This is a genomic window from Streptomyces sp. 891-h, from assembly GCF_022760275.1.
In the GTDB taxonomy this organism is placed as follows: Bacteria; Actinomycetota; Actinomycetes; order Streptomycetales; family Streptomycetaceae; genus Streptomyces; species Streptomyces spirodelae.
The window spans coordinates 6,210,027-6,227,116 of record NZ_CP050693.1; the positions used below are offsets into that span (position 1 = coordinate 6,210,027).

At 71.5% G+C, this 17,090-nt stretch carries 20 protein-coding genes; 16 read left to right on the plus strand and 4 right to left on the minus strand.

The window, feature by feature from the left end:
* The first annotated feature begins 9 nt into the window (after positions 1 to 9).
* From HC362_RS27285 to HC362_RS27305, 5 genes are all read left to right on the plus strand, one after another.
* Positions 10 to 219 carry a gas vesicle protein gene (locus HC362_RS27285; RefSeq protein WP_243088842.1) on the plus strand — a complete coding sequence of 70 codons (210 nt, stop codon included), beginning with the start codon at positions 10 to 12 and terminating at the stop codon, positions 217 to 219.
* Complete coding sequence (locus HC362_RS27290; protein WP_243086779.1) at positions 216 to 518, plus strand: gas vesicle protein K; 303 nt, start codon at positions 216 to 218, stop codon at positions 516 to 518. The genes HC362_RS27285 and HC362_RS27290 overlap by 4 nt, the downstream gene beginning before the upstream one ends.
* A 28-nt stretch (positions 519 to 546) precedes the next feature.
* On the plus strand, positions 547 to 1,266 hold the full coding sequence (locus HC362_RS27295) for an MgtC/SapB family protein (RefSeq protein WP_243086780.1): 720 nt from the start codon (positions 547 to 549) through the stop codon (positions 1,264 to 1,266).
* 118 nt (positions 1,267 to 1,384) lie between these two features.
* On the plus strand, positions 1,385 to 1,759 hold the full coding sequence (locus HC362_RS27300; RefSeq protein ID WP_243086781.1) for a DUF6479 family protein: 375 nt from the start codon (positions 1,385 to 1,387) through the stop codon (positions 1,757 to 1,759).
* 200 nt (positions 1,760 to 1,959) lie between these two features.
* Complete coding sequence (locus HC362_RS27305) at positions 1,960 to 3,069, plus strand: M23 family metallopeptidase (RefSeq protein ID WP_243086782.1); 1,110 nt, start codon at positions 1,960 to 1,962, stop codon at positions 3,067 to 3,069.
* An 84-nt stretch (positions 3,070 to 3,153) separates the two neighbouring features.
* Here the strand turns inward: HC362_RS27305 and HC362_RS27310 are convergent, their stop codons facing one another.
* From HC362_RS27310 to HC362_RS27325, 4 genes are all read right to left on the minus strand, one after another.
* A complete protein-coding gene (locus HC362_RS27310; protein ID WP_243086783.1) occupies positions 3,154 to 3,936 on the minus strand; it encodes an SDR family NAD(P)-dependent oxidoreductase in 783 nt (260 codons plus the stop codon).
* 4 nt (positions 3,937 to 3,940) lie between these two features.
* Complete coding sequence (locus HC362_RS27315; protein ID WP_243086784.1) at positions 3,941 to 5,446, minus strand: SulP family inorganic anion transporter; 1,506 nt, start codon at positions 5,444 to 5,446, stop codon at positions 3,941 to 3,943.
* A gap of 11 nt (positions 5,447 to 5,457) precedes the next feature.
* Positions 5,458 to 6,078, minus strand: coding sequence for a carbonic anhydrase (locus tag HC362_RS27320; RefSeq protein WP_243086785.1), 621 nt, complete (start codon positions 6,076 to 6,078; stop codon positions 5,458 to 5,460).
* A gap of 215 nt (positions 6,079 to 6,293) precedes the next feature.
* On the minus strand, positions 6,294 to 6,665 hold the full coding sequence (locus HC362_RS27325; protein WP_243086786.1) for a hypothetical protein: 372 nt from the start codon (positions 6,663 to 6,665) through the stop codon (positions 6,294 to 6,296).
* Positions 6,666 to 7,056: 391 nt separating this feature from the next.
* On the opposite strand from HC362_RS27325, the gene HC362_RS27330 reads away from it, so the two are divergent.
* From HC362_RS27330 to mmsA, 11 genes are all read left to right on the plus strand, one after another.
* On the plus strand, positions 7,057 to 7,413 hold the full coding sequence (locus HC362_RS27330; RefSeq protein ID WP_243086787.1) for a PRC-barrel domain-containing protein: 357 nt from the start codon (positions 7,057 to 7,059) through the stop codon (positions 7,411 to 7,413).
* A gap of 17 nt (positions 7,414 to 7,430) precedes the next feature.
* Positions 7,431 to 7,601: a hypothetical protein gene (locus HC362_RS27335; protein WP_243086788.1), complete on the plus strand. Its 171-nt coding sequence runs from the start codon at positions 7,431 to 7,433 to the stop codon at positions 7,599 to 7,601.
* A 76-nt stretch (positions 7,602 to 7,677) separates the two neighbouring features.
* Positions 7,678 to 8,460 carry an MBL fold metallo-hydrolase gene (locus tag HC362_RS27340; protein ID WP_243086789.1) on the plus strand — a complete coding sequence of 261 codons (783 nt, stop codon included), beginning with the start codon at positions 7,678 to 7,680 and terminating at the stop codon, positions 8,458 to 8,460.
* A gap of 40 nt (positions 8,461 to 8,500) precedes the next feature.
* Positions 8,501 to 9,316, plus strand: a complete 816-nt coding sequence (locus tag HC362_RS27345; RefSeq protein WP_243086790.1) for an SAM-dependent methyltransferase — start codon at positions 8,501 to 8,503, stop codon at positions 9,314 to 9,316.
* A gap of 241 nt (positions 9,317 to 9,557) precedes the next feature.
* Positions 9,558 to 10,283 (plus strand): VOC family protein, encoded by a 726-nt coding sequence (locus HC362_RS27350; protein ID WP_307805348.1) that lies wholly within the window; start codon positions 9,558 to 9,560, stop codon positions 10,281 to 10,283.
* Positions 10,284 to 10,293: 10 nt separating this feature from the next.
* Entirely contained in the window at positions 10,294 to 10,689 is a 396-nt protein-coding gene (locus tag HC362_RS27355) for a DUF2795 domain-containing protein (RefSeq protein WP_243086791.1), read from the plus strand.
* Positions 10,690 to 11,170: 481 nt separating this feature from the next.
* Positions 11,171 to 12,337 (plus strand): mandelate racemase/muconate lactonizing enzyme family protein, encoded by a 1,167-nt coding sequence (locus HC362_RS27360; RefSeq protein ID WP_243086792.1) that lies wholly within the window; start codon positions 11,171 to 11,173, stop codon positions 12,335 to 12,337.
* Complete coding sequence (locus tag HC362_RS27365; RefSeq protein ID WP_243086793.1) at positions 12,334 to 13,359, plus strand: alcohol dehydrogenase catalytic domain-containing protein; 1,026 nt, start codon at positions 12,334 to 12,336, stop codon at positions 13,357 to 13,359. The genes HC362_RS27360 and HC362_RS27365 overlap by 4 nt, the downstream gene beginning before the upstream one ends.
* Before the next feature lie 103 nt (positions 13,360 to 13,462).
* Entirely contained in the window at positions 13,463 to 14,380 is a 918-nt protein-coding gene (locus tag HC362_RS27370; protein ID WP_243088843.1) for a hypothetical protein, read from the plus strand.
* 2 nt (positions 14,381 to 14,382) lie between these two features.
* On the plus strand, positions 14,383 to 15,501 hold the full coding sequence (gene chvE / locus HC362_RS27375) for a multiple monosaccharide ABC transporter substrate-binding protein (RefSeq protein ID WP_243086794.1): 1,119 nt from the start codon (positions 14,383 to 14,385) through the stop codon (positions 15,499 to 15,501).
* A gap of 53 nt (positions 15,502 to 15,554) precedes the next feature.
* The gene (gene mmsA, locus HC362_RS27380; protein ID WP_243088844.1) at positions 15,555 to 17,090 is read left to right on the plus strand and encodes a multiple monosaccharide ABC transporter ATP-binding protein; all 1,536 of its coding nucleotides are present in this window, start codon (positions 15,555 to 15,557) and stop codon (positions 17,088 to 17,090) included.

The following is a 17,090-nucleotide window of genomic DNA, read 5'->3' on the forward strand; positions in this document are numbered from 1 at the left end:
CGCGGCCCGGTGGCCGTCGACTCCCAGGAGCCGCTGGCCCGGCGGCAGGTCGCCCTGGTCGATCTGCTGGACCGGCTGCTGGGCACGGGCGCCGTGCTCACCGGGTCGCTCACCCTGGGGATCGCCGATGTGGACCTGGTGCGGATCGATCTGCGCGCCCTGATCAGCTCCGTCAACGCACGCGTCCCCTCGCCCTGGGAGGGAGGGCAGCCCCTGTGACACGCACGACCGAGACCCGCTCGGCGACCCGGCGGCTCGACTTCGACCCCGACACGGTCGAGCACGACCTCGCCGCGCTGGTGCTGACCGTCGTCGAGCTGCTGCGGCAACTGGTGGAGCGGCAGGCCCTCCGCCGCGTGGAGGTGGGGGACCTGGACGAGGAGCAGGAGGAGCGCATCGGAATGACGCTGATGCTCCTGGAGGACCGCATGGAGCTGCTGCGGGAACGATTCGGGCTGACACCCGAGGAGCTGAACCTGGACCTCGGCCCGCTGGGTCCCCTGCTGCCTACCGACTGAATCCTCCCCGAACTGTTGGATCTCGCCTATGAACGACGCGTTCTTCTCTTCGCTGGGCCAGGGCTGGCCGCAGTTCGCCGACCTGGCCCTGGCCTTCGTCCTGACCTCGCTGATCGGCTTGGAGCGGCGGGCCAAGCGCAAGAGCGCCGGGCTGCGCACCCATACGCTGGTGGGGCTCGGTGCCGCGCTCTTCATGCTGGTCAGCAAGTACGGCTTCGCCGATCTGATGGGCATGGAGGACGTCTCCTTCGACCCGTCGCGGGTCGCGGCCCAGGTGGTCTCGGGCGTCGGCTTCCTCGGCGCCGGCGTCATCTTCCTGCGCCGCGACGTGGTGCGCGGGCTGACCACGGCGGCGATCGTCTGGCTCTCGGCGGCGGTCGGGATGGCGTGCGGCGCCGGGCTGCCGCTGCTGGCCGTTGCGGTGGTGGCGATGCACTTCCTCACGGTGTGGGGGTTCACCAAGCTCAGCGACCGGCTGCCCGGTGTGGAGCCAGGACATCTGCGGCTCACCTACGAGGAGGGCAGAGGAGTGCTCGCCACCACGCTGACCATGTGCACGGAGCGCGGTTTCGTGGTGACCGAGACGAATATCGAGCAGATGGAGGAGCCGCGCCCCGAGCTGACCAAGCTCACCCTCTCGGTGTCAGGACCCGGCTCGGTGCCGGAGCTGGTGGGGGAGCTGATGACGGTGCCCGGTGTGCTCGCGGTCAACGGCAGGTCCGCCGCAGAAGCGCACGAGGGGGACTGAGCGTCGTGCCGTACCGCGTCCCGTTCAGTTGTTCGCCTCCGGGGTGGGAACCACGTTTCCTTTTGTCCCCCACGGAAACCCCGAGTGGTGACACCGCGAGCCGAAGGGGGCTGAGCACATGAACGCGGACGTCACCGGGACGGCCATGGACCTCGCCGCTCGTGACCACCTGATCGGCCTGGTGCCCGGGCTCATCGGGCTGCTGATCGTGGCCGCGCTGATCGGTGCCGTCTGGCTCGGCATCCGGATCAAGAACCGCGAGCCCGAACCGCCCGAGCCCGACGAGCAGCCGCACCTGCCGGACAGCGGCCCGACAGTGGAGGTCACGGAGAACCGCGAGCCGGACGAGTTGCCCCGCGACGGCATCCGCAGGCTGCCGCACAGCGGTGTGTACGACCACGGCGACCGCGAGAGCCACCCCGACGAACCGCCCAAGCGCAAGAAGTGGGAGCCCGGCAAGAGCGGATCCTTCGGCAGCGGAGGCCCCGGCTGACCCGGGCCGTCCGCCACTGACGGCCACCAGCCGCATCCGGCGCCGGTGCGCAGGCGCTCCCGCAGCAGTCCGGGGGCTCCCGCACCGGCGCCGAAGTACACCCGTCCTGGGGACAGCACGCTGCGACGAACGGCTCAAGCCCCCCGCGTGCCGCGCCGCCGCACCCGCTCCCACCCGGTTCGCGGCCCCACGATCGTGGCATGACTCAGGTCGTACGCAAGAGACGGACGGCGGCTCCGCTGACCGCACTGGTGTGTGCCGTGGTTCTCGCAAGCGGTGCCCCCCGGGCGGCGGGAGACGCCCCCACGAAGGGCGCGGCCGAGGCCGCGCAGCCGCTGCCCGCCCGGATCGCCTCGCTCTACCGGGAGGCCGCGGCGGCCTCGGCGCGCTACGAGGCCGCCCACCGCAAGGCGGCTGCGCAGCGCGCGGATCTCGCCCGCACCAGCCGGGCCGTCAGAGCGGGAGAGCACAAGCTGCGGCTGCTGCACCAGCAACTCGGCGCCGTTGCCCGCAAGCAGTACCGGGACGGCGGCTGGGCCCCCGCCACCCGGCTGCTGATGACCAGCGCCCCTGACACCCTGCTGGACAAGCTGCGCTCCCAGCGCCAGGGCGACCACGCCTTCCGGCGGCTGCTGCACACCACCCAGGACACCCAGCGCCATCTGGTCCGCGACCGGGCGCGGCAGCGGACCCAGCTGGCCGGGCTGCAGGCCAACGCCGAGCGGCAGCGCCGCGCCAAGCACGTCGTCGAGGAGCGGCTGGCGCAGGCCAGGGAGCGGATGCGCCAGGCGCGCGAGGAGCGCGCGGCGCGGGCCGCGGGGCCGATCTCCCGCGCGGCGCTGCGGGCCGACCCCGGCTCCGGCGGCTGTGCCTACAGCCCGCCGCCCAAGCACCGGGCCGTCGACGCGACCTGGGTGGCGCCGGTGAAGGACTACCAGCTGTCGGCGGGGTTCGCCTCCGCGGGCAAGCGCTGGGCCGGCAGCCACACGGGCCAGGACTTCGCGGTCGGCGTCGGCACCCCGGTGCGGGCCGTCGGCGCGGGCACCGTCGTCAAGACGAGCTGCGGCGGGCCGTTCGGCAACCACATCGTCATCAGGCACCCCAACGGCTACTACACCCAGTACGCGCACCTGTCCCGTATCCAGACCAGGCCGGGCGACCACGTACGGGCGGGGGAGCAGATCGGCCTCTCCGGCAACACCGGCAACTCGACGGGCCCGCACCTCCACTTCGAGGTACGGCTCACCCCCGAGGTGGGCTCGGGCATCGACCCGGTGCCGTGGCTGCGCAGCCGCGGGGTGAACGTCTGAGCAGCCTCGGTCCGCAAGCACATCAGGGCGGAGTCCGGCCGCTGTTTCCACCGCACACCCCGCACCGACCGGCGGTTCAGGCGGTCACGGCTGTGCCATCGTGCGGTTCATCGCCAGGTTGGACACCAGCAGTCCGCCGTCCACCGGAAGGCTGACGCCGGTGATCCAGGCCGCGTCGCGGGAGGCCAGGAAGGCCACGGCGGCGGCGATGTCGGACGGCTCGCCGACCCGGCCCAGCGGATAGTGTTCCCGGACATCCTCCAGCACCTGGGCCCGGTCCCGCCACACGTCGGTGCGCACCGTGCCGGGCTCCACCAGGTTGACCCGCACCCCGCGCGGTGCGGATTCGACGGCCAGGGTGCGGGTGAGGGAGGCCAGCGCGGCCTTGGCGGCGCTGTAGGCGTGGTTGCCGAAGTGCTGTTCGGCGTTGACCGAGCCGATGCTGACGACGGCGCCCCGGCCCGGGGCCCGGGTCAGCAGCGGCAGCGCAGCGCGGGCGCAGCGTGCGGCACCGTGCAGGGAGACCTCGAAGTCCTCGTACCAGGGCGCCTCTTCGCCCTCCTCGAACCGGGCCGGGTCGCGGTGGCAGGCGTAGGCGTTGTTGACGAGGACCTCCAGCCCGCCGAACGCCTCGGCGGCGCGGTCGACAGCAGCCTGCACGGCCGCGCCGTCGGTCACGTCGCAGCCGAGGGACTCGGCCCGGCCGCCGTCGGCGCGGATGCCGTCGGCGGCCCGGGCCGCGCGCTCCGGGTCCCGGTCCGTGACCAGGACCCGGGCGCCCTCCTCGGCGAGGCGGCGTGCCACGGCCGCCCCGATGCCTTGTCCGGCGCCGGTCACCAGCGCCCCGTACCCGTCGAATCGCATCATCCGATCATGTCAGAAGGTCCTCTCCCTCCCGCTCGGCCGCGGCGGGTTCCGCCGTCCGGGCCCGCTCCGCCGTCTGGTCGGCCATCTTGTTGTGCTGCTCCTCCCAGGTGGACAGGGCGAGTCCGCAGGCGTGGTCCATGTGCCGCAGCTTCTCCAGGCGCAGCTCGACGCGGCGGTCGGCGGGGAGCGCGTCCAACTGGTCCTGGAGCTTGGGGAGCCGCAGGAACGTGGCGTTGCCCAGCACGGTGACCCGCAGCGGCAGGTCCTCGCCCGGGTCCTCGGTCTCCACGTGGATGTGCGAGGTCTCCCAGGCGGTCTTGACGACCGCCATCAGCAGCCCCAGCAGCACGCCCTCGAACATGTTGGTGAGGACGATGGCCAGCGCGGTGACGGCCAGCACCACCGCCTCGGCCCGGTGCTGACGCCACATCGGGCCCAGCTCGCGCAGCGGGATCAGTTTCCAGCCCGCGTGGACCAGGATGCCCGCCAGCGCGGAGAGCGGGATCATGCCCAGCGCGCCGGGGATCGCGGCGGCGAACACCAGCAGCCACACGCCGTGCAGCACCCGGGAGACCTTCGTCTTCGCGCCGGCGGCCACGTTGGCCGAGCTGCGGACGATGACCGCCGTCATGGGCAGCGCGCCCAGCACACCGCACACGGTGTTACCCGCGCCCTGGGCCATCAGCTCCTTGTCGTAGTCGGTACGCGGCCCGTCGTGCAGCCGGTCGACGGCGGCCGCGCTGAACAGCGACTCGGCCGAGGCGATCAGGGTGAAGGCGAGCACCGTGCTCAGCATGCCGATCGAGGCGAGATTGCCGAAGTCGCCCAGCCCTGGCGGCTGTACGGCGTCCAGCAGGCCCTTGACCTCGACGCGTGCGATGGGCAGGTCGAAGACCGCCGTAGCGGCGGTGGCCAGCAGAACGGCGGCCAGCGGCGCGGGCAGCACCCGGGCACCGGCGGACCACTTGGGCCACAACAGCAGCACGGCGATCGTCCCGGCGCCGACGGCGAAGGCGGTCAGCGCGGCGCCGTCGCCCACCGTGTCCAGTACCAGCCCGCCCAGACCGAGGATCTTCTCCGGGCCGCTGCCGGGGGCCTTGGCGTCCGCCAGCGAGTAGAGCTGACCGGCGATCAGCACCAGGCCGATACCGGCGAGCATGCCCTGGACGACCGATACGGAGATCGCCCGGAACCAGCGGCCGAGCCGCAGCGCGCCCATCAGCAGCTGCAGCAGCCCGGCCAGCAGCACCAGGGCGCCGAGCGCGCTGACGCCGTAGGTCTGCACGGCCTCGTACACCAGTACCGTCAGCCCGGCGGCCGGGCCGCTGACCTGGATGCTGCTGCCCGGCAGGAAGCCGGTCACCAGCCCGCCCACGATGCCGGTGACCAGACCGAGTTCGGCCGGAACCCCGGAGGCGACGGCGATGCCCACGCACAGCGGCACCGCGACGAGGAAGACGACGAGCGAGGCGGTGAAGTCCGCCCGCAGCAGGCTTTTCGAGTACGTCATGACGCCACCTCTCACAGCGGGAGGAACGCGCCGGAACGCGTGTCGAGTTCGAGAATCCGTCCGGTGTCGACCGTGTAGAACCAGCCGCGCAGCCCCAGTCGGCCGGCTGCTTCCCGTTCGGCGACGCACGGGTATTCCCGCAGCCGGGCCAGCTGCGCCCGCACGTGGCGCTGCACGGCGGCGGCCACATCGGGCTGCCCGCGTTCGTCGTCGCTGGGCGCCAGTTCGCCGGGCGACGGCAGCTGGGTGGTCAGCCAGCCGCGTACGGCGGGCACGGCGGCCAGGTCCTCGCCGCGCACCCGGGCGCCGACGGCGCCGCAGTGCGAATGCCCGCACACCACGATCTCGGGCACTTCCAGCACCCGGACGGCGTACTCGATGGTGGCGGACTCCCCGTGCGGCCGGTCGGTTCCGCCGTAGGGCGGCACCGCGTTGCCCGCGGTACGCAGCTCGAACAGCTGCCCGGGCCGGGCTCCGGTGAAGACGGCGGGCTGTACGCGGGAGTCGGAGCAGGAGATGAAGAGGGCTTCCGGTGACTGGCCCTGGGCCAGCCGGCGGTAGCGTTCGCGTTCGTCGGTGCGGTCGCCTATCCGTGCGGAAAAGGCGCGCGCGTGAGGAATGAGAGAGCGCATCAGGGTTACCTTGCGTTCAGGTGCGTACGCAGTCGGCGTACGGAGTCGGCGTACGGACCCCGCGGCACTCGGGAGCCGGGGGAGGACTCCGCGGTGCGCGTGGTCGCGGTACGGACTCTGCGGTCGGAAGTCGGCGAGAAGTCGGACACGGCAGCGTGGGCCGGTACCGGCTGGTCGCGGACAGGCGCGCCGTTACGCGGCTGCCGCGGCCGATATCAGTGCCGCAACACCTGGTGCAGTACGGGAACCTCCACGGATCTGCGCCACGGCATGCCGGCGCTGCCGTTCCCGGGCAGCGCGGCCGGAAAGTCCGCGGCGAGGGACCGGGCCTGGCGGCCTCCGGCGTGGAGCGGACGCTCGCCGGGAGCCGGGGGCGTCTGCTGGTGCCGGACGGTGCGGCGCGGATGGCAGTCGTCGGCACCGTGCTCGGTCTCGTCGGCCACGGGGGCCGAGGCGGTCCCGGTGGCGACCTCGGTGCCGCCCGGCGGAGCGGGCCGCGCTTCGGCGCAGTCGACGGCGAGCAGGACGGAGAGGAGCAGGACGAGGGCGGAGACGCATGTCCGGATAATGGTCACGCTGCGTCGCATCGTCCTCCCCTCGATTCATGGCTCCGAGCTGGGCCGATTCCATCCTCACCCACAGGGTGTGACGAACCCGCACGGCGAAGGTGAACGAAAGGTGAACTCGCCTGGGAGATACGGGGAGTTCTGCTCACAGCCTCTTGTTTTCAGCCGCAACGGCGAGAATTGATCGCTCGAAGGGCTCGCTCAAGTGGCCGATATCCGTACAGATGTACCTCTGACCCGCGATGCCGACCCTGGAAACGCCACTGCAACAAGCCTGAGGAAAAGCTCGACCGCTACCGCGAGTACGCGACTGCGACCGCCGACAAACACCTGTACGGCCCCGGGGCGCCTCCGCGAGCGGCGGGGGAGGCGGTGCCACCATGGAACAGGGCTCGCCGACGTGGAGGAAGAGATGTTCGAGCCGGACGACATCCGGGAGTGGCGCGGGCACGACGTGGTGGACGAGGGCGGCAGCAAGATCGGCTCGCTGGAGTCCGTCTACGTGGACACCGCGACCGACCAGCCGTCCTTCGCGACCGTGACGGTCGGTGCGCCGACCCGGCGCCGGCTCGTCTTCGTGCCGCTGGCGGGGGCCGGTGTGGGGCCCGGATATCTGAAGGTGCGGTACCCCAGGAACCTGGTGAAGGACGCTCCGTCCATCGGGACCGACGATGTGCTGCCCGCCTCGGACGAGCCCTCCGTCTTCGCGCACTACGAGATCGAGTACACCCCGGGCGCGGGCGGCGAGCGCCGCCTCGCGCGCCGCTGAGAAGCCGGGAGGCCGACATGGCGCTGTTCTTGTTCCTGGTCCTGGTGGCGATCGCGCTGGGGATCTTCGGCTCGGTCGTCAAAGGGCTGTTCTATCTGCTGATCATCGGCATCTTCGTCGCGCTGATCGCCTTCCTCTACGCGGCCTACCGGATCACCAGCAAGGCCACCCGCCGCCGACCACGCTGACCGTCGGCGAAGCGCTGCAGCACAGGCTCGGAAATGCGGCTGCTCGCCGCTGCCGTCCCGCGCTAGGGTCCGCTGCGTGCGACTCACTGTTCTCGGCGGCTGCGGCGCCTGGCCCACGGCCGACCAGGCGTGCAGCGGCTACCTCGTCGAACACGAGGGATTCCGGCTGCTGGTCGACCCCGGGTACGCCACGCTGCCGCGGCTCCTCGCGAGCGGCACGGCCGACGCGGTCGACGCCGTGCTGGTCAGCCACGGCCATCCCGACCACTGCGCCGACCTCAACCCGCTGCTGCGCGCCAGGGGTTTGAGCGACACCCCGCCGCCCGCGCTGCCGGTCCACGCCCCGCACGGCGCCCTCGACGCCGTCCTCGCGCTGGACAAGCCGAGCATGCTGCGAGCGGCCTACCGGCTGTGTGAGTTCCGGCCCGGCGACGGGTTCGAGATCGGTCCGTTCGCGGTCGGCACCTGGCTGCTGCCGCACTTCGTGCCCAACGCCGGTCTGCGGCTGACCACCCCGGACGCCGTGCTCGCCTACACCGGCGACACCGGGCCCAGCCCCGACATCCCCGACCTGGCACGCGGCGCCGACCTGCTGCTGTCGGAGGCCACCTATGTCCACCAGGTGCCGACCGCCGACGCGCCGTATCTGCTGACGGCGCGCCTGGCGGGCCAGTACGCGGCCCTGGCGGGGGCCGCCGCGCTCCTGCTCACCCACCTGTGGCCGGGCACCGATCCGCACGCCGCTCACGAAGCGGCCGCGCGAGCCTGGCAGGGGCCGCTCGGTACCGCTGCTCCCGGTCTCGTCCTCGACCTGACCGCCCTCGGGGGGCACTGTGGGGTGCTCGGCGGCAGCGTCTAAGTTGTGCGGGTCAACACCGGCCCGCACACGTGGAGTTCTCATGGCTGACGACCTGACAGCAGCGCCCGGCGAGCGGCCGGAGGAGATCGACCCCGACCGGCCGCACTCCGCGCGGATCTGGAACTACTGGCTCGGCGGCAAGGACCACTACGAGGCCGACCGGGTGGCGGGCGACCAGTTCCGCAAGGCGTTCCCCGGCATCGTGGAGAACGCCCGCTCCTTCCGGCTCTTCCTCTCGCGCGGTATCCGCTGGCTGGCCGACGAGGCGGGCGTCGACCAGTTCCTCGACGTGGGCACGGGGCTGCCCACCGTCGACAACACCCACGAGGTCGCACAGCGGGTGAACCCCCGCGCGCGGATCGTCTACGTCGACAACGACCCGCTGGTGCTGCTGCACGCGAACGCGCTGCTGACCAGCCACCCCGAGGGCTTCACCGCCTACCTCCACGCCGACCTGCGGCAGCCGGCGGCCATCCTCGAGCAGGCCGCCGCCACCTTGGACTTCGAACGTCCCGTTGCGCTGATCCTCAGCGGCATCCTGGGGCATGTGGCCGACCACGCCGAGGCCCGGGGCATCGTCAGGAAGCTGCTGGCCGGACTGGCGCCCGGCAGCTATCTGCTGGTGTGCGACGGCACCAGTACGAACGCGGAGCTGTTGAAGGCGCAGCGGCGGCACAACGCCGGGGGAGAGGTGCAGTACTTCCTGCGGTCGCCGGAGCAGATCGCGGCGTTCTTCGAGGGGCTGGAGCTGGTGGCACCCGGGGTCGTGCCCTGCCCCGAGTGGCGCCCCGAGGGCGGCGAGGTGCAGGTCCCGGCTGTGGACGCCTACGGGGGCATCGGGGTCAAGCGCCGGTGAGGGGGCCTGGGGTCTGGGCGGCCCTGAACCCTGGGCCCTGAGCCCTGAGCCCTGAGCCCTGAGCCCTGGGCCCTGAGCCCTGAGCCCTGGGCCTTGGGGCCTGGTGTCACCCAGGGACCTCTGTCCGTTATGCCCGTTCCGCACCGGTAGGTACCCTGAGTGGAGCACGCACGATGTCGCCACGCGGCGGGAAGGCGGACACATGGCTTCGGTCGGCGGAGTGCCCTGCTGGGTGAGTCTGATGACCCCCGATCAACGGGCCGCCGAGGAGTTCTACGGACCCGTACTGAGCTGGACGTTCGTCTCCTCGGACGCGGGCCCCGACGCGCGCATCGCCACCGTGGAGGGGCAGCCGGTCGCCGGGATCAACCAGCTGGCAGCCGGCGCGGGCCCCGAGGCCGAGCGCTGGACGGTGTACTTCCACGTCGAGGACGCCGACCTGGTGGCCGAGAGGATCGCCGAGCGGAGTGCGACCGTGGCGGTGGGCCCGCTCAGAAAGGGCGGCGGCCGTGCCGTCATCGCGGCCGACCAGTCGGGCGCGCCGTTCGGACTGTGGCAGGGCGACGGACCCGCCTCCTGGTGGGTCGGCTCCGGCCCGGCACCCGCCTGGCTCCAGCTCCACACCGCCGACGCCTTCGCCGCCGCAGTGTTCTACGGCGAGATCTTCGGCTGGATGGACGACCCCAGCCATGGGGTCACCTACGAGGAGCAGTACGACGAGATCGTCGTCCGGGTGGACGGTCACCCGGTGGCCGGCTTGCGCGGCGGCGCGCTGGAGTCGCCGCCCGACCCGGGCATCCGGCCGCGATGGGAGCCGTACTTCCGGGTACCCGATCTTGACGCGGCGGTGAGCGTCGCGGAACGGGAGGGCGGCGAAGTCGTCTCCCCGCCCCGGGAGGGACCTCTGGGGCGGTCGGCGACGCTCCGCGACCACAAGGGAGCCTCCTTCTGTCTGCTCAGCACCTAAGGAGCACACCATGCAGGAGAACGACAAGAACGGACCGATCCAGGACGACGAGGCCAAGAAGCGGCTCCGCGGCGATCTGCGCTCCAACCGCGAGGAAGCCCGCGAGATGGAGCCCTCCGGTGAGGACCAGCCCGAGCCCTTCAGGGACCCGCAGTCGCTGCGCAGCGGTGGCACGCCCGACGGGATGACTCCGCGCGATGTCGAGCTCCGCTCGGAGATCGCGCAGTACCTGGGCAGGCATCTGTACCCGACCGGGCGCGAGGAAGTGCTGGACGCGTTGCGTGCGGAGCACGCGCCGGACCGCCTGGTGGAGATGGCGCAGGGCCTTCCCGCGGATGCGCGCTTCAGGAATGTGCAAGAGCTGGTCGAAGCGATGGGCCTCCACGTCGAGACCCGCCGCCGCTGAGGGGGTGCCCCTGTCCGCCGCTTGCGGGGTGCGGGTGCGTTGTGGCTTGTCGCGCAGTTCCCCGCGCCCCTGAATGCTTCCCCGCAAGCTTGGGAGGTCTGCGCCAGAGGCGCAGGGCTGGCAAGCGCAGCCCCCGTGCGGGGCACGCTTGCAGGGAGGGGGTGCCCCTGGCTGTGTGTCGCGGGGTGCGGGCGCGCTGTGGTTTGGGGGCACCTCCCGGCCGAAGGCTGGGGGAGCAGTTCCCCGCGCCCCTGATGGGGCCGCCGCAGTGAATCGGGCGCCCGGCGTCGGGGCGCCGGGCGCCAGTTTTGGGTATACCTGACACCGGGCAACAAGGTCGATCAGCGCCGACCAGAAACTCGCACAGAAAAGCGCGCCGCGACCATTGACACCCCTCTTGCCCCTCCTTAGTGTCACATCGCTATTTCGAACGCGTGACGAAATATCGAACGTAGCGAACGACTTCACAGGAGCGGCTCTCGTGCGCATCACCGGTATCAGCACCCATGTGGTCGGGACACCCTGGCGGAACCTGACCTACGTCCAGGTCCACACCGACGAAGGGCTCACCGGCGTCGGAGAGACGCGGATGCTGGGCCACACCGACGCGCTGCTCGGCTACCTGCGCGAGGCCGAGGTCAACCACATCGCAGGCTCCGACCCGTTCCGCATCGAGGACCTGGTGCGCCGGATGAAGTACGGCGACTACGGGCGGGCCGGCGAGATCGTGATGTCCGGCATCGCCTGTGTGGAGATGGCCTGCTGGGACATCAAGGGCAAGGCGCTGGGCGTGCCCGTATGGCAGCTGCTGGGCGGCAACGTCACCGACTCCGTCAAGGCGTACGCCAACGGCTGGTACACCACCGAGCGCACCCCCGAGGCGTACCACCAGGCCGCCAAGGACGTCATGGCGCGCGGCTACCGCGCCCTGAAGATCGACCCGTTCGGCACCGGCCACCTGGAGCTCTCGCACGAGGACACCCGCTACGCGGTCTCCCTCATCGAGGCGGTACGGGACGCCATCGGCCCCGACGCCGAGCTGATGCTGGAGATGCACGGCCGCTTCGCTCCCGCCACCGCCGTCCGGCTCGCCCACGAGATGGCGCCGTTCCGGCCCGCCTGGCTGGAGGAGCCGGTGCCGCCGGAGAACCTCAAGGCGCTCGCGAAGGTCGCGGGGAAGGTGGACATGCCGGTGGCGACCGGCGAGCGCATCCACGACCGGATCGAGTTCCGGGAGCTGTTCGAGAGCCAGGCCGCCGACATCGTCCAGCCCGACCTGGGCCACCTCGGCGGGATCGCGGAGACCCGCAAGCTGGCGGCCACCGCCGAGACCCACTACATGCTCGTGGCCCCGCACAACGTGGGCGGCTCGGTGCTGACCGCCGCCAGCCTCCAGATGGGCTTCGCGACGCCCAACTTCAAGGTGCTGGAGCACTTCAACGACTTCGCCGACGCCGAGATCAAGAAGGTGGTCAAGGGCGCGCCGCAGATCGACCCGGAGACCGGCTGCTTCACCCTTCCCCACGCGCCGGGGCTCGGCGTCGAACTGGACACCGACGCGGCGGCCGAGTTCCCTCAGCAGCGCGCCCGCTTCGACCTGTGGGCCGAGGGCTGGGAGACCCGCAACCCCGACGGCGGCGACCGGTGAACGCCGCACAGGGCGAGGGCCTGGCCGTCGTACTGGACGCGCCCGGCGCCGCCCGCCTCGTCCCGCACACCCCGCGACCGCCCGGCCCGGGAGAGGCGCTGGTGCGGGTGCACGCGGCCGGGATCTGCGGCAGCGACCGCGAGCTGTACCAGGGCAACCGTCCGGCTCCGTACGCGCGCTACCCCGTCACTCCGGGCCACGAGTGGTCAGGCACGGTCGAGGGGGCCGGCGAGGGCGTACCCGGCGGGCTGGTGGGGCGCAAGGTGGTGGGGGAGGGGTTCCGCAACTGCCAGGTGTGCGAGCGCTGCCACGTCGGCGAGACCACGCTGTGCACCGCCGGATATGCGGAGACCGGGTTCACCGAGCCCGGCGCCATGGCACCCACCCTCACCCTCCCGGCCCGCCTGCTGCACCCGCTGCCCGACGAGGCGGACCTGACGGCCGCCGCGCTGCTGGAGCCCGCCGCCTGTGTCGCGGCCGCCGCGCTGCGGGCCCGGGTCAGGCCCGGTGACCGGGTCGCCGTCGTCGGTGACGGCACGCTGGGGATGCTCGCCGTCCAGCTGCTGGGGCTGGGCTCGCCCGCCGAGCTGCTGCTGGTCGGCGCCAGGACCGGACGCGCGGCGCTCGCCGCCGAGTTCGGCGCCACCGCCTACCGCCACCACCGGGAGACCGAAGGGCTCGGCGGCTACGACACCGTCGTCGAGGCGGCGGGCGTGCCCGGCGCGGCGCGGCAGGCGGCCGGACTGCTGCGGCGCGGTGGACGGCTGGTGCTGACCGGTATCCCGCCCGCCGGAGAGGCCGAGCTCGACCCGGCGGCGCTGGTCTGGGGCCAGGTGCGGGTGGACACCGTCTTCGGTGCCCCGCCCGCGGCCTGGGCGCACGCGGTGCGCACCTTCGCCCGCGGGCTGCTGAACCCGCTGCCGCTGGTCACCCACCGGCTGCCGCTCTCCGAGTTCGACAAGGCCGTCGCGCTCGTGGCCGACGGCGACCCGGCCGTCGGCAAGGTGCTGCTGCACCCCTGAAGACCCGCCTGGCACCAGGCCCCAGCCCCCGTACCGAAGGAGCCCCGTGACCACCAGCACCACCCCTCGCCTCCCCGGCGAACCCGCGCTCAGCGCGCTGGAGATGGCCGTACCCCGGCCCGAGCCCGCCGACGCCTCCCCACACACCTTCCCCGACGGCGGCCTGTGGCGCACCGAGGTGCCCTCCTGTGAAGGACCCGAGGCGCTGGCCGTCGTACTGAAGGAGTCCGCGCGGCTCGACGTACCGCTGCACCGCATCAGCCAGGGCAGCGGCATCTGGATGCTCACCGATGCCGAGATCACCGAGATGGTCGAGGCGTGTGCCGAACGGGACATCGAGCTGTGCCTGTTCACGGGGCCGCGCGGCACCTGGGACACCGGCGCTGCGACCCGTACCGACTCCGGCGGCGCCGGGCTGCGGGCCCGCGGCCACAGCGCGCTCGCCGGCTGTGTCGAGGACGCCGTGCGCGCCACCGAACTGGGGGTCCGCTGCCTGCTCGTCGCCGACGAGGGGGTGCTGTGGACTCTGCACCGGGCCCGCGCCACCGGCATCCTCCCCGCCGACACCACCCTGAAGGTCTCCGCGCTGATCGGGCCGGTCAACCCCGCCTCCTACGCCGTCTACGAGCGGCTCGGCGCCGACTCCCTGAACGTGCCCAGCGATCTGACGCTCGACCACCTCACCGAGATCAGGCGGGTCAGCGCGGCGCCCATGGACATGTACATCGAGGCGCCCGACGACCTCGGCGGCTATGTGCGGATGTACGAGCTGGCCGAGCTGATCCGCCGCGGAGCCCCGCTCTATCTGAAGTTCGGGCTGGCCAAGGCACCCGGCATCTACCCGTCGGGCCGCCATATGCGCGACACCGTGCTGGACACGGCGCGCGAGCGGGTGCGCCGCGGCCGGCTCGCCCTGGACCTGCTGGCCAGGCACGGCGCCGACGGCGGTATGTCCCCGCTCGGCTCCCGGCTGCCGGGCCCGCTGCACCGCTTCGAGCACACCGAGCCTGGAGGGAACTGAACATGCGCACCCGCAGAGCCCGCATCGCCGCTTCGGCGGTGCTGGCCACCACGCTCGTCGCCGGACTGGCCTCCTGCGGCCAGGAGGCCCGCGGCGGCAGCCGCTACCAGCCCGACAAGGGCAAGGGCGGCACCATCGGCCTGGCCATGCCCACCAAGTCGTCCGAGCGGTGGATAGCCGACGGCAGGAACATGGCCAAGCAGTTCCAGAAGGCCGGCTACAAGACCGACCTCCAGTACGGGGACGACAAGGTCGAGAACCAGATCGCCCAGATCGAGAACATGATCACCAAGGGCCACCGGCTGCTGGTCATCGCCGCCATCGACGGCTCGGCCCTCACCAACGTCCTCAAGCGGGCCGCCGACGCGCACATCCCGGTCATCTCCTACGACCGGCTCATCCTCGGCACCAAGAACGTCGACTACTACGCGTCCTTCGACAACGAGCGCGTCGGCGAACTCCAGGGCCAGTACATCCTCGACAAGCTCAAGCTGAAGAAGCCGGACAAGGACGCGGACAAGCACTACAACATCGAGCTGTTCGCCGGGTCGCCGGACGACAACAACACCAAGTATTTCTGGAACGGCGCCATGAAGAAGCTCAAGCCCTTCATGAAGTCCGGCCAGCTGGTGGTGCGCAGCAAGCAGACGAAGATGAACCAGGCCACCACACTGCGCTGGGACGGCGGCACCGCGCAGAAGCGGATGGACGACCTGATCAGCAAGAACTACGGCAGCGCCGACGTGGACGCGGTCCTCTCGCCCTACGACGGCATCTCCATCGGCATCATCTCCGCGCTCAAGAGCGCCGGCTACGGCGGCAAGCGCCACCCGCTGCCCATCGTCACAGGCCAGGACGCCGAGCTGGCCTCGGTCAAGTCCATCATCGCCGGGCAGCAGACCCAGACCGTCTTCAAGGACACCCGCAAGCTGGCCAAGCAGGCCGTCCAGATGGGCGACGCCGTACTGACCGGCAAGAAGGTCGAGGTCAACAACACCACCGACTACGACAACGGCAAGAAGGTCGTACCCGCCTACCTGCTCAAGCCCGTCTCCGTCGACAAGTCCAACACCCAGCTCCTCATCGACGAGGGCTACTTCACCAAGGGGCAGCTCAAGTGAGCCCGGCAGCCGACAGCGCCGAGCGCACCGAGCAGGAGCGCCCGGTCCTCGAGATGCGGGGCATCACCAAGACCTTCCCCGGCGTCAAGGCGCTCAGCGACGTCAACCTCACGGTGCGCCCCGGTGAGATCCACGCCGTCTGCGGTGAGAACGGCGCGGGCAAGTCGACGCTGATGAAGGTCCTCAGCGGCGTCCACCCGCACGGCAGCTACGAGGGTGAGATCTTCTTCCAGGGCGAGCCGGTCGCCTTCAAGGACATCCGCGCCAGCGAGCAGCGCGGCATCGTCATCATCCACCAGGAGCTGGCGCTGGTGCCGTTCCTGTCCATCGCCGAGAACATCTTCCTCGGCAACGAGCAGCGCTCCGGCGCCCGCGGCCTCGTGGACTGGAACGCCACCATGCGGCGGGCGACCGAGCTGCTGCGGCGGGTCGGTCTGCGGGAGAACCCGCAGACCCCCGTGGCCGACATCGGCGTCGGCAAGCAGCAGCTGGTGGAGATCGCCAAGGCGCTGTCGAAGGAGGTGAAGCTGCTCATCCTGGACGAGCCGACGGCCGCGCTCAACGACGAGGACAGCGCCACCCTCCTGGACCTCATCCTGGAGCTGCGCGAGCAGGGCATCGCCAGCATCGTCATCTCCCACAAGCTGGGCGAGGTCCGCCGGATCGCCGACTCCCTCACCATCCTGCGCGACGGCCGCACCATCGAGACGCTGACCGTGCGCGAACACCCCGGCGACACCCCCGAGCTGTCGGAGGACCGGATCATCCGCGGCATGGTCGGCCGCGACCTCGACCACCGCTTCCCCGACCGCACCCCCTACGAGGGCGAGCACACCACCGCGCTGGAAGTATCCGGGTGGACGGTGCGGCACCCCGTCGACCAGCAGCGCAAGGTCGTCGACGACGCCTCGCTGACGGTGCGCAGGGGCGAGATCGTAGGGATCGCCGGGCTGATGGGCGCCGGCCGCACCGAGCTGGCCATGTCCGTCTTCGGCCGCTCCTACGGGCGCTACGAGTCAGGAACCGTACAGGTCGGCGGCCGTGAGGTGCGCACCAAGACCGTGCCGGCGGCGATCGACGCCGGTATCGCCTATGTCACCGAGGACCGCAAGCAGTACGGGCTCAACCTGCTCGACACCATCAACCGCAACGTCTCGCTGGCCTCGCTGAGCGGGATGGCGCGGCACGGCCTGGTGGACGAGCACGAGGAGCGCTCCGTCGCCGAGCGCTACCGCAAGTCCATGAACATCAAGGCCCCCACGGTCCACGAGCAGACCGGCCGGCTCTCCGGCGGCAACCAGCAGAAGGTCGTGCTCAGCAAGTGGATCCACGCCGACCCCGAGGTGCTCATCCTCGACGAGCCGACCCGGGGCATCGACGTGGGTGCCAAGTACGAGATCTACACCGTCATCGACAAACTCGCCGCGCAGGGGAAGGCCGTGCTCTTCATCTCCTCCGAACTCCCCGAGCTGCTGGGGATGTGCGACCGCATCTACACCATGGCCGAGGGCCGCCTCACCGCAGAGATCGACCGTGCGGACGCCACCCAGGAAGTCCTGATGCGCCACATGACCCGGAACAGAAGCTGA

Bases quoted from the DNA above. Each gene is read 5' to 3' on its own strand.
- HC362_RS27295 (WP_243086780.1), top strand. From the start codon at position 547: ATGAACGACGCGTTCTTCTCTTCGCTGGGCCAGGGCTGGCCGCAGTTC.
- HC362_RS27300 (WP_243086781.1), top strand. From the start codon at position 1,385: ATGAACGCGGACGTCACCGGGACGGCCATGGACCTCGCCGCTCGTGAC.
- HC362_RS27305 (WP_243086782.1), top strand. From the start codon at position 1,960: ATGACTCAGGTCGTACGCAAGAGACGGACGGCGGCTCCGCTGACCGCA.
- HC362_RS27310 (WP_243086783.1), bottom strand. From the start codon at position 3,936: ATGATGCGATTCGACGGGTACGGGGCGCTGGTGACCGGCGCCGGACAA.
- HC362_RS27315 (WP_243086784.1), bottom strand. From the start codon at position 5,446: ATGACGTACTCGAAAAGCCTGCTGCGGGCGGACTTCACCGCCTCGCTC.
- HC362_RS27320 (WP_243086785.1), bottom strand. From the start codon at position 6,078: ATGCGCTCTCTCATTCCTCACGCGCGCGCCTTTTCCGCACGGATAGGC.
- HC362_RS27325 (WP_243086786.1), bottom strand. From the start codon at position 6,665: ATGCGACGCAGCGTGACCATTATCCGGACATGCGTCTCCGCCCTCGTC.
- HC362_RS27330 (WP_243086787.1), top strand. From the start codon at position 7,057: ATGTTCGAGCCGGACGACATCCGGGAGTGGCGCGGGCACGACGTGGTG.
- HC362_RS27335 (WP_243086788.1), top strand. From the start codon at position 7,431: ATGGCGCTGTTCTTGTTCCTGGTCCTGGTGGCGATCGCGCTGGGGATC.
- HC362_RS27345 (WP_243086790.1), top strand. From the start codon at position 8,501: ATGGCTGACGACCTGACAGCAGCGCCCGGCGAGCGGCCGGAGGAGATC.
- HC362_RS27350 (WP_307805348.1), top strand. From the start codon at position 9,558: ATGACCCCCGATCAACGGGCCGCCGAGGAGTTCTACGGACCCGTACTG.
- HC362_RS27355 (WP_243086791.1), top strand. From the start codon at position 10,294: ATGCAGGAGAACGACAAGAACGGACCGATCCAGGACGACGAGGCCAAG.
- HC362_RS27370 (WP_243088843.1), top strand. From the start codon at position 13,463: ATGGCCGTACCCCGGCCCGAGCCCGCCGACGCCTCCCCACACACCTTC.
- chvE (WP_243086794.1), top strand. From the start codon at position 14,383: ATGCGCACCCGCAGAGCCCGCATCGCCGCTTCGGCGGTGCTGGCCACC.
- mmsA (WP_243088844.1), top strand. From the start codon at position 15,555: ATGCGGGGCATCACCAAGACCTTCCCCGGCGTCAAGGCGCTCAGCGAC.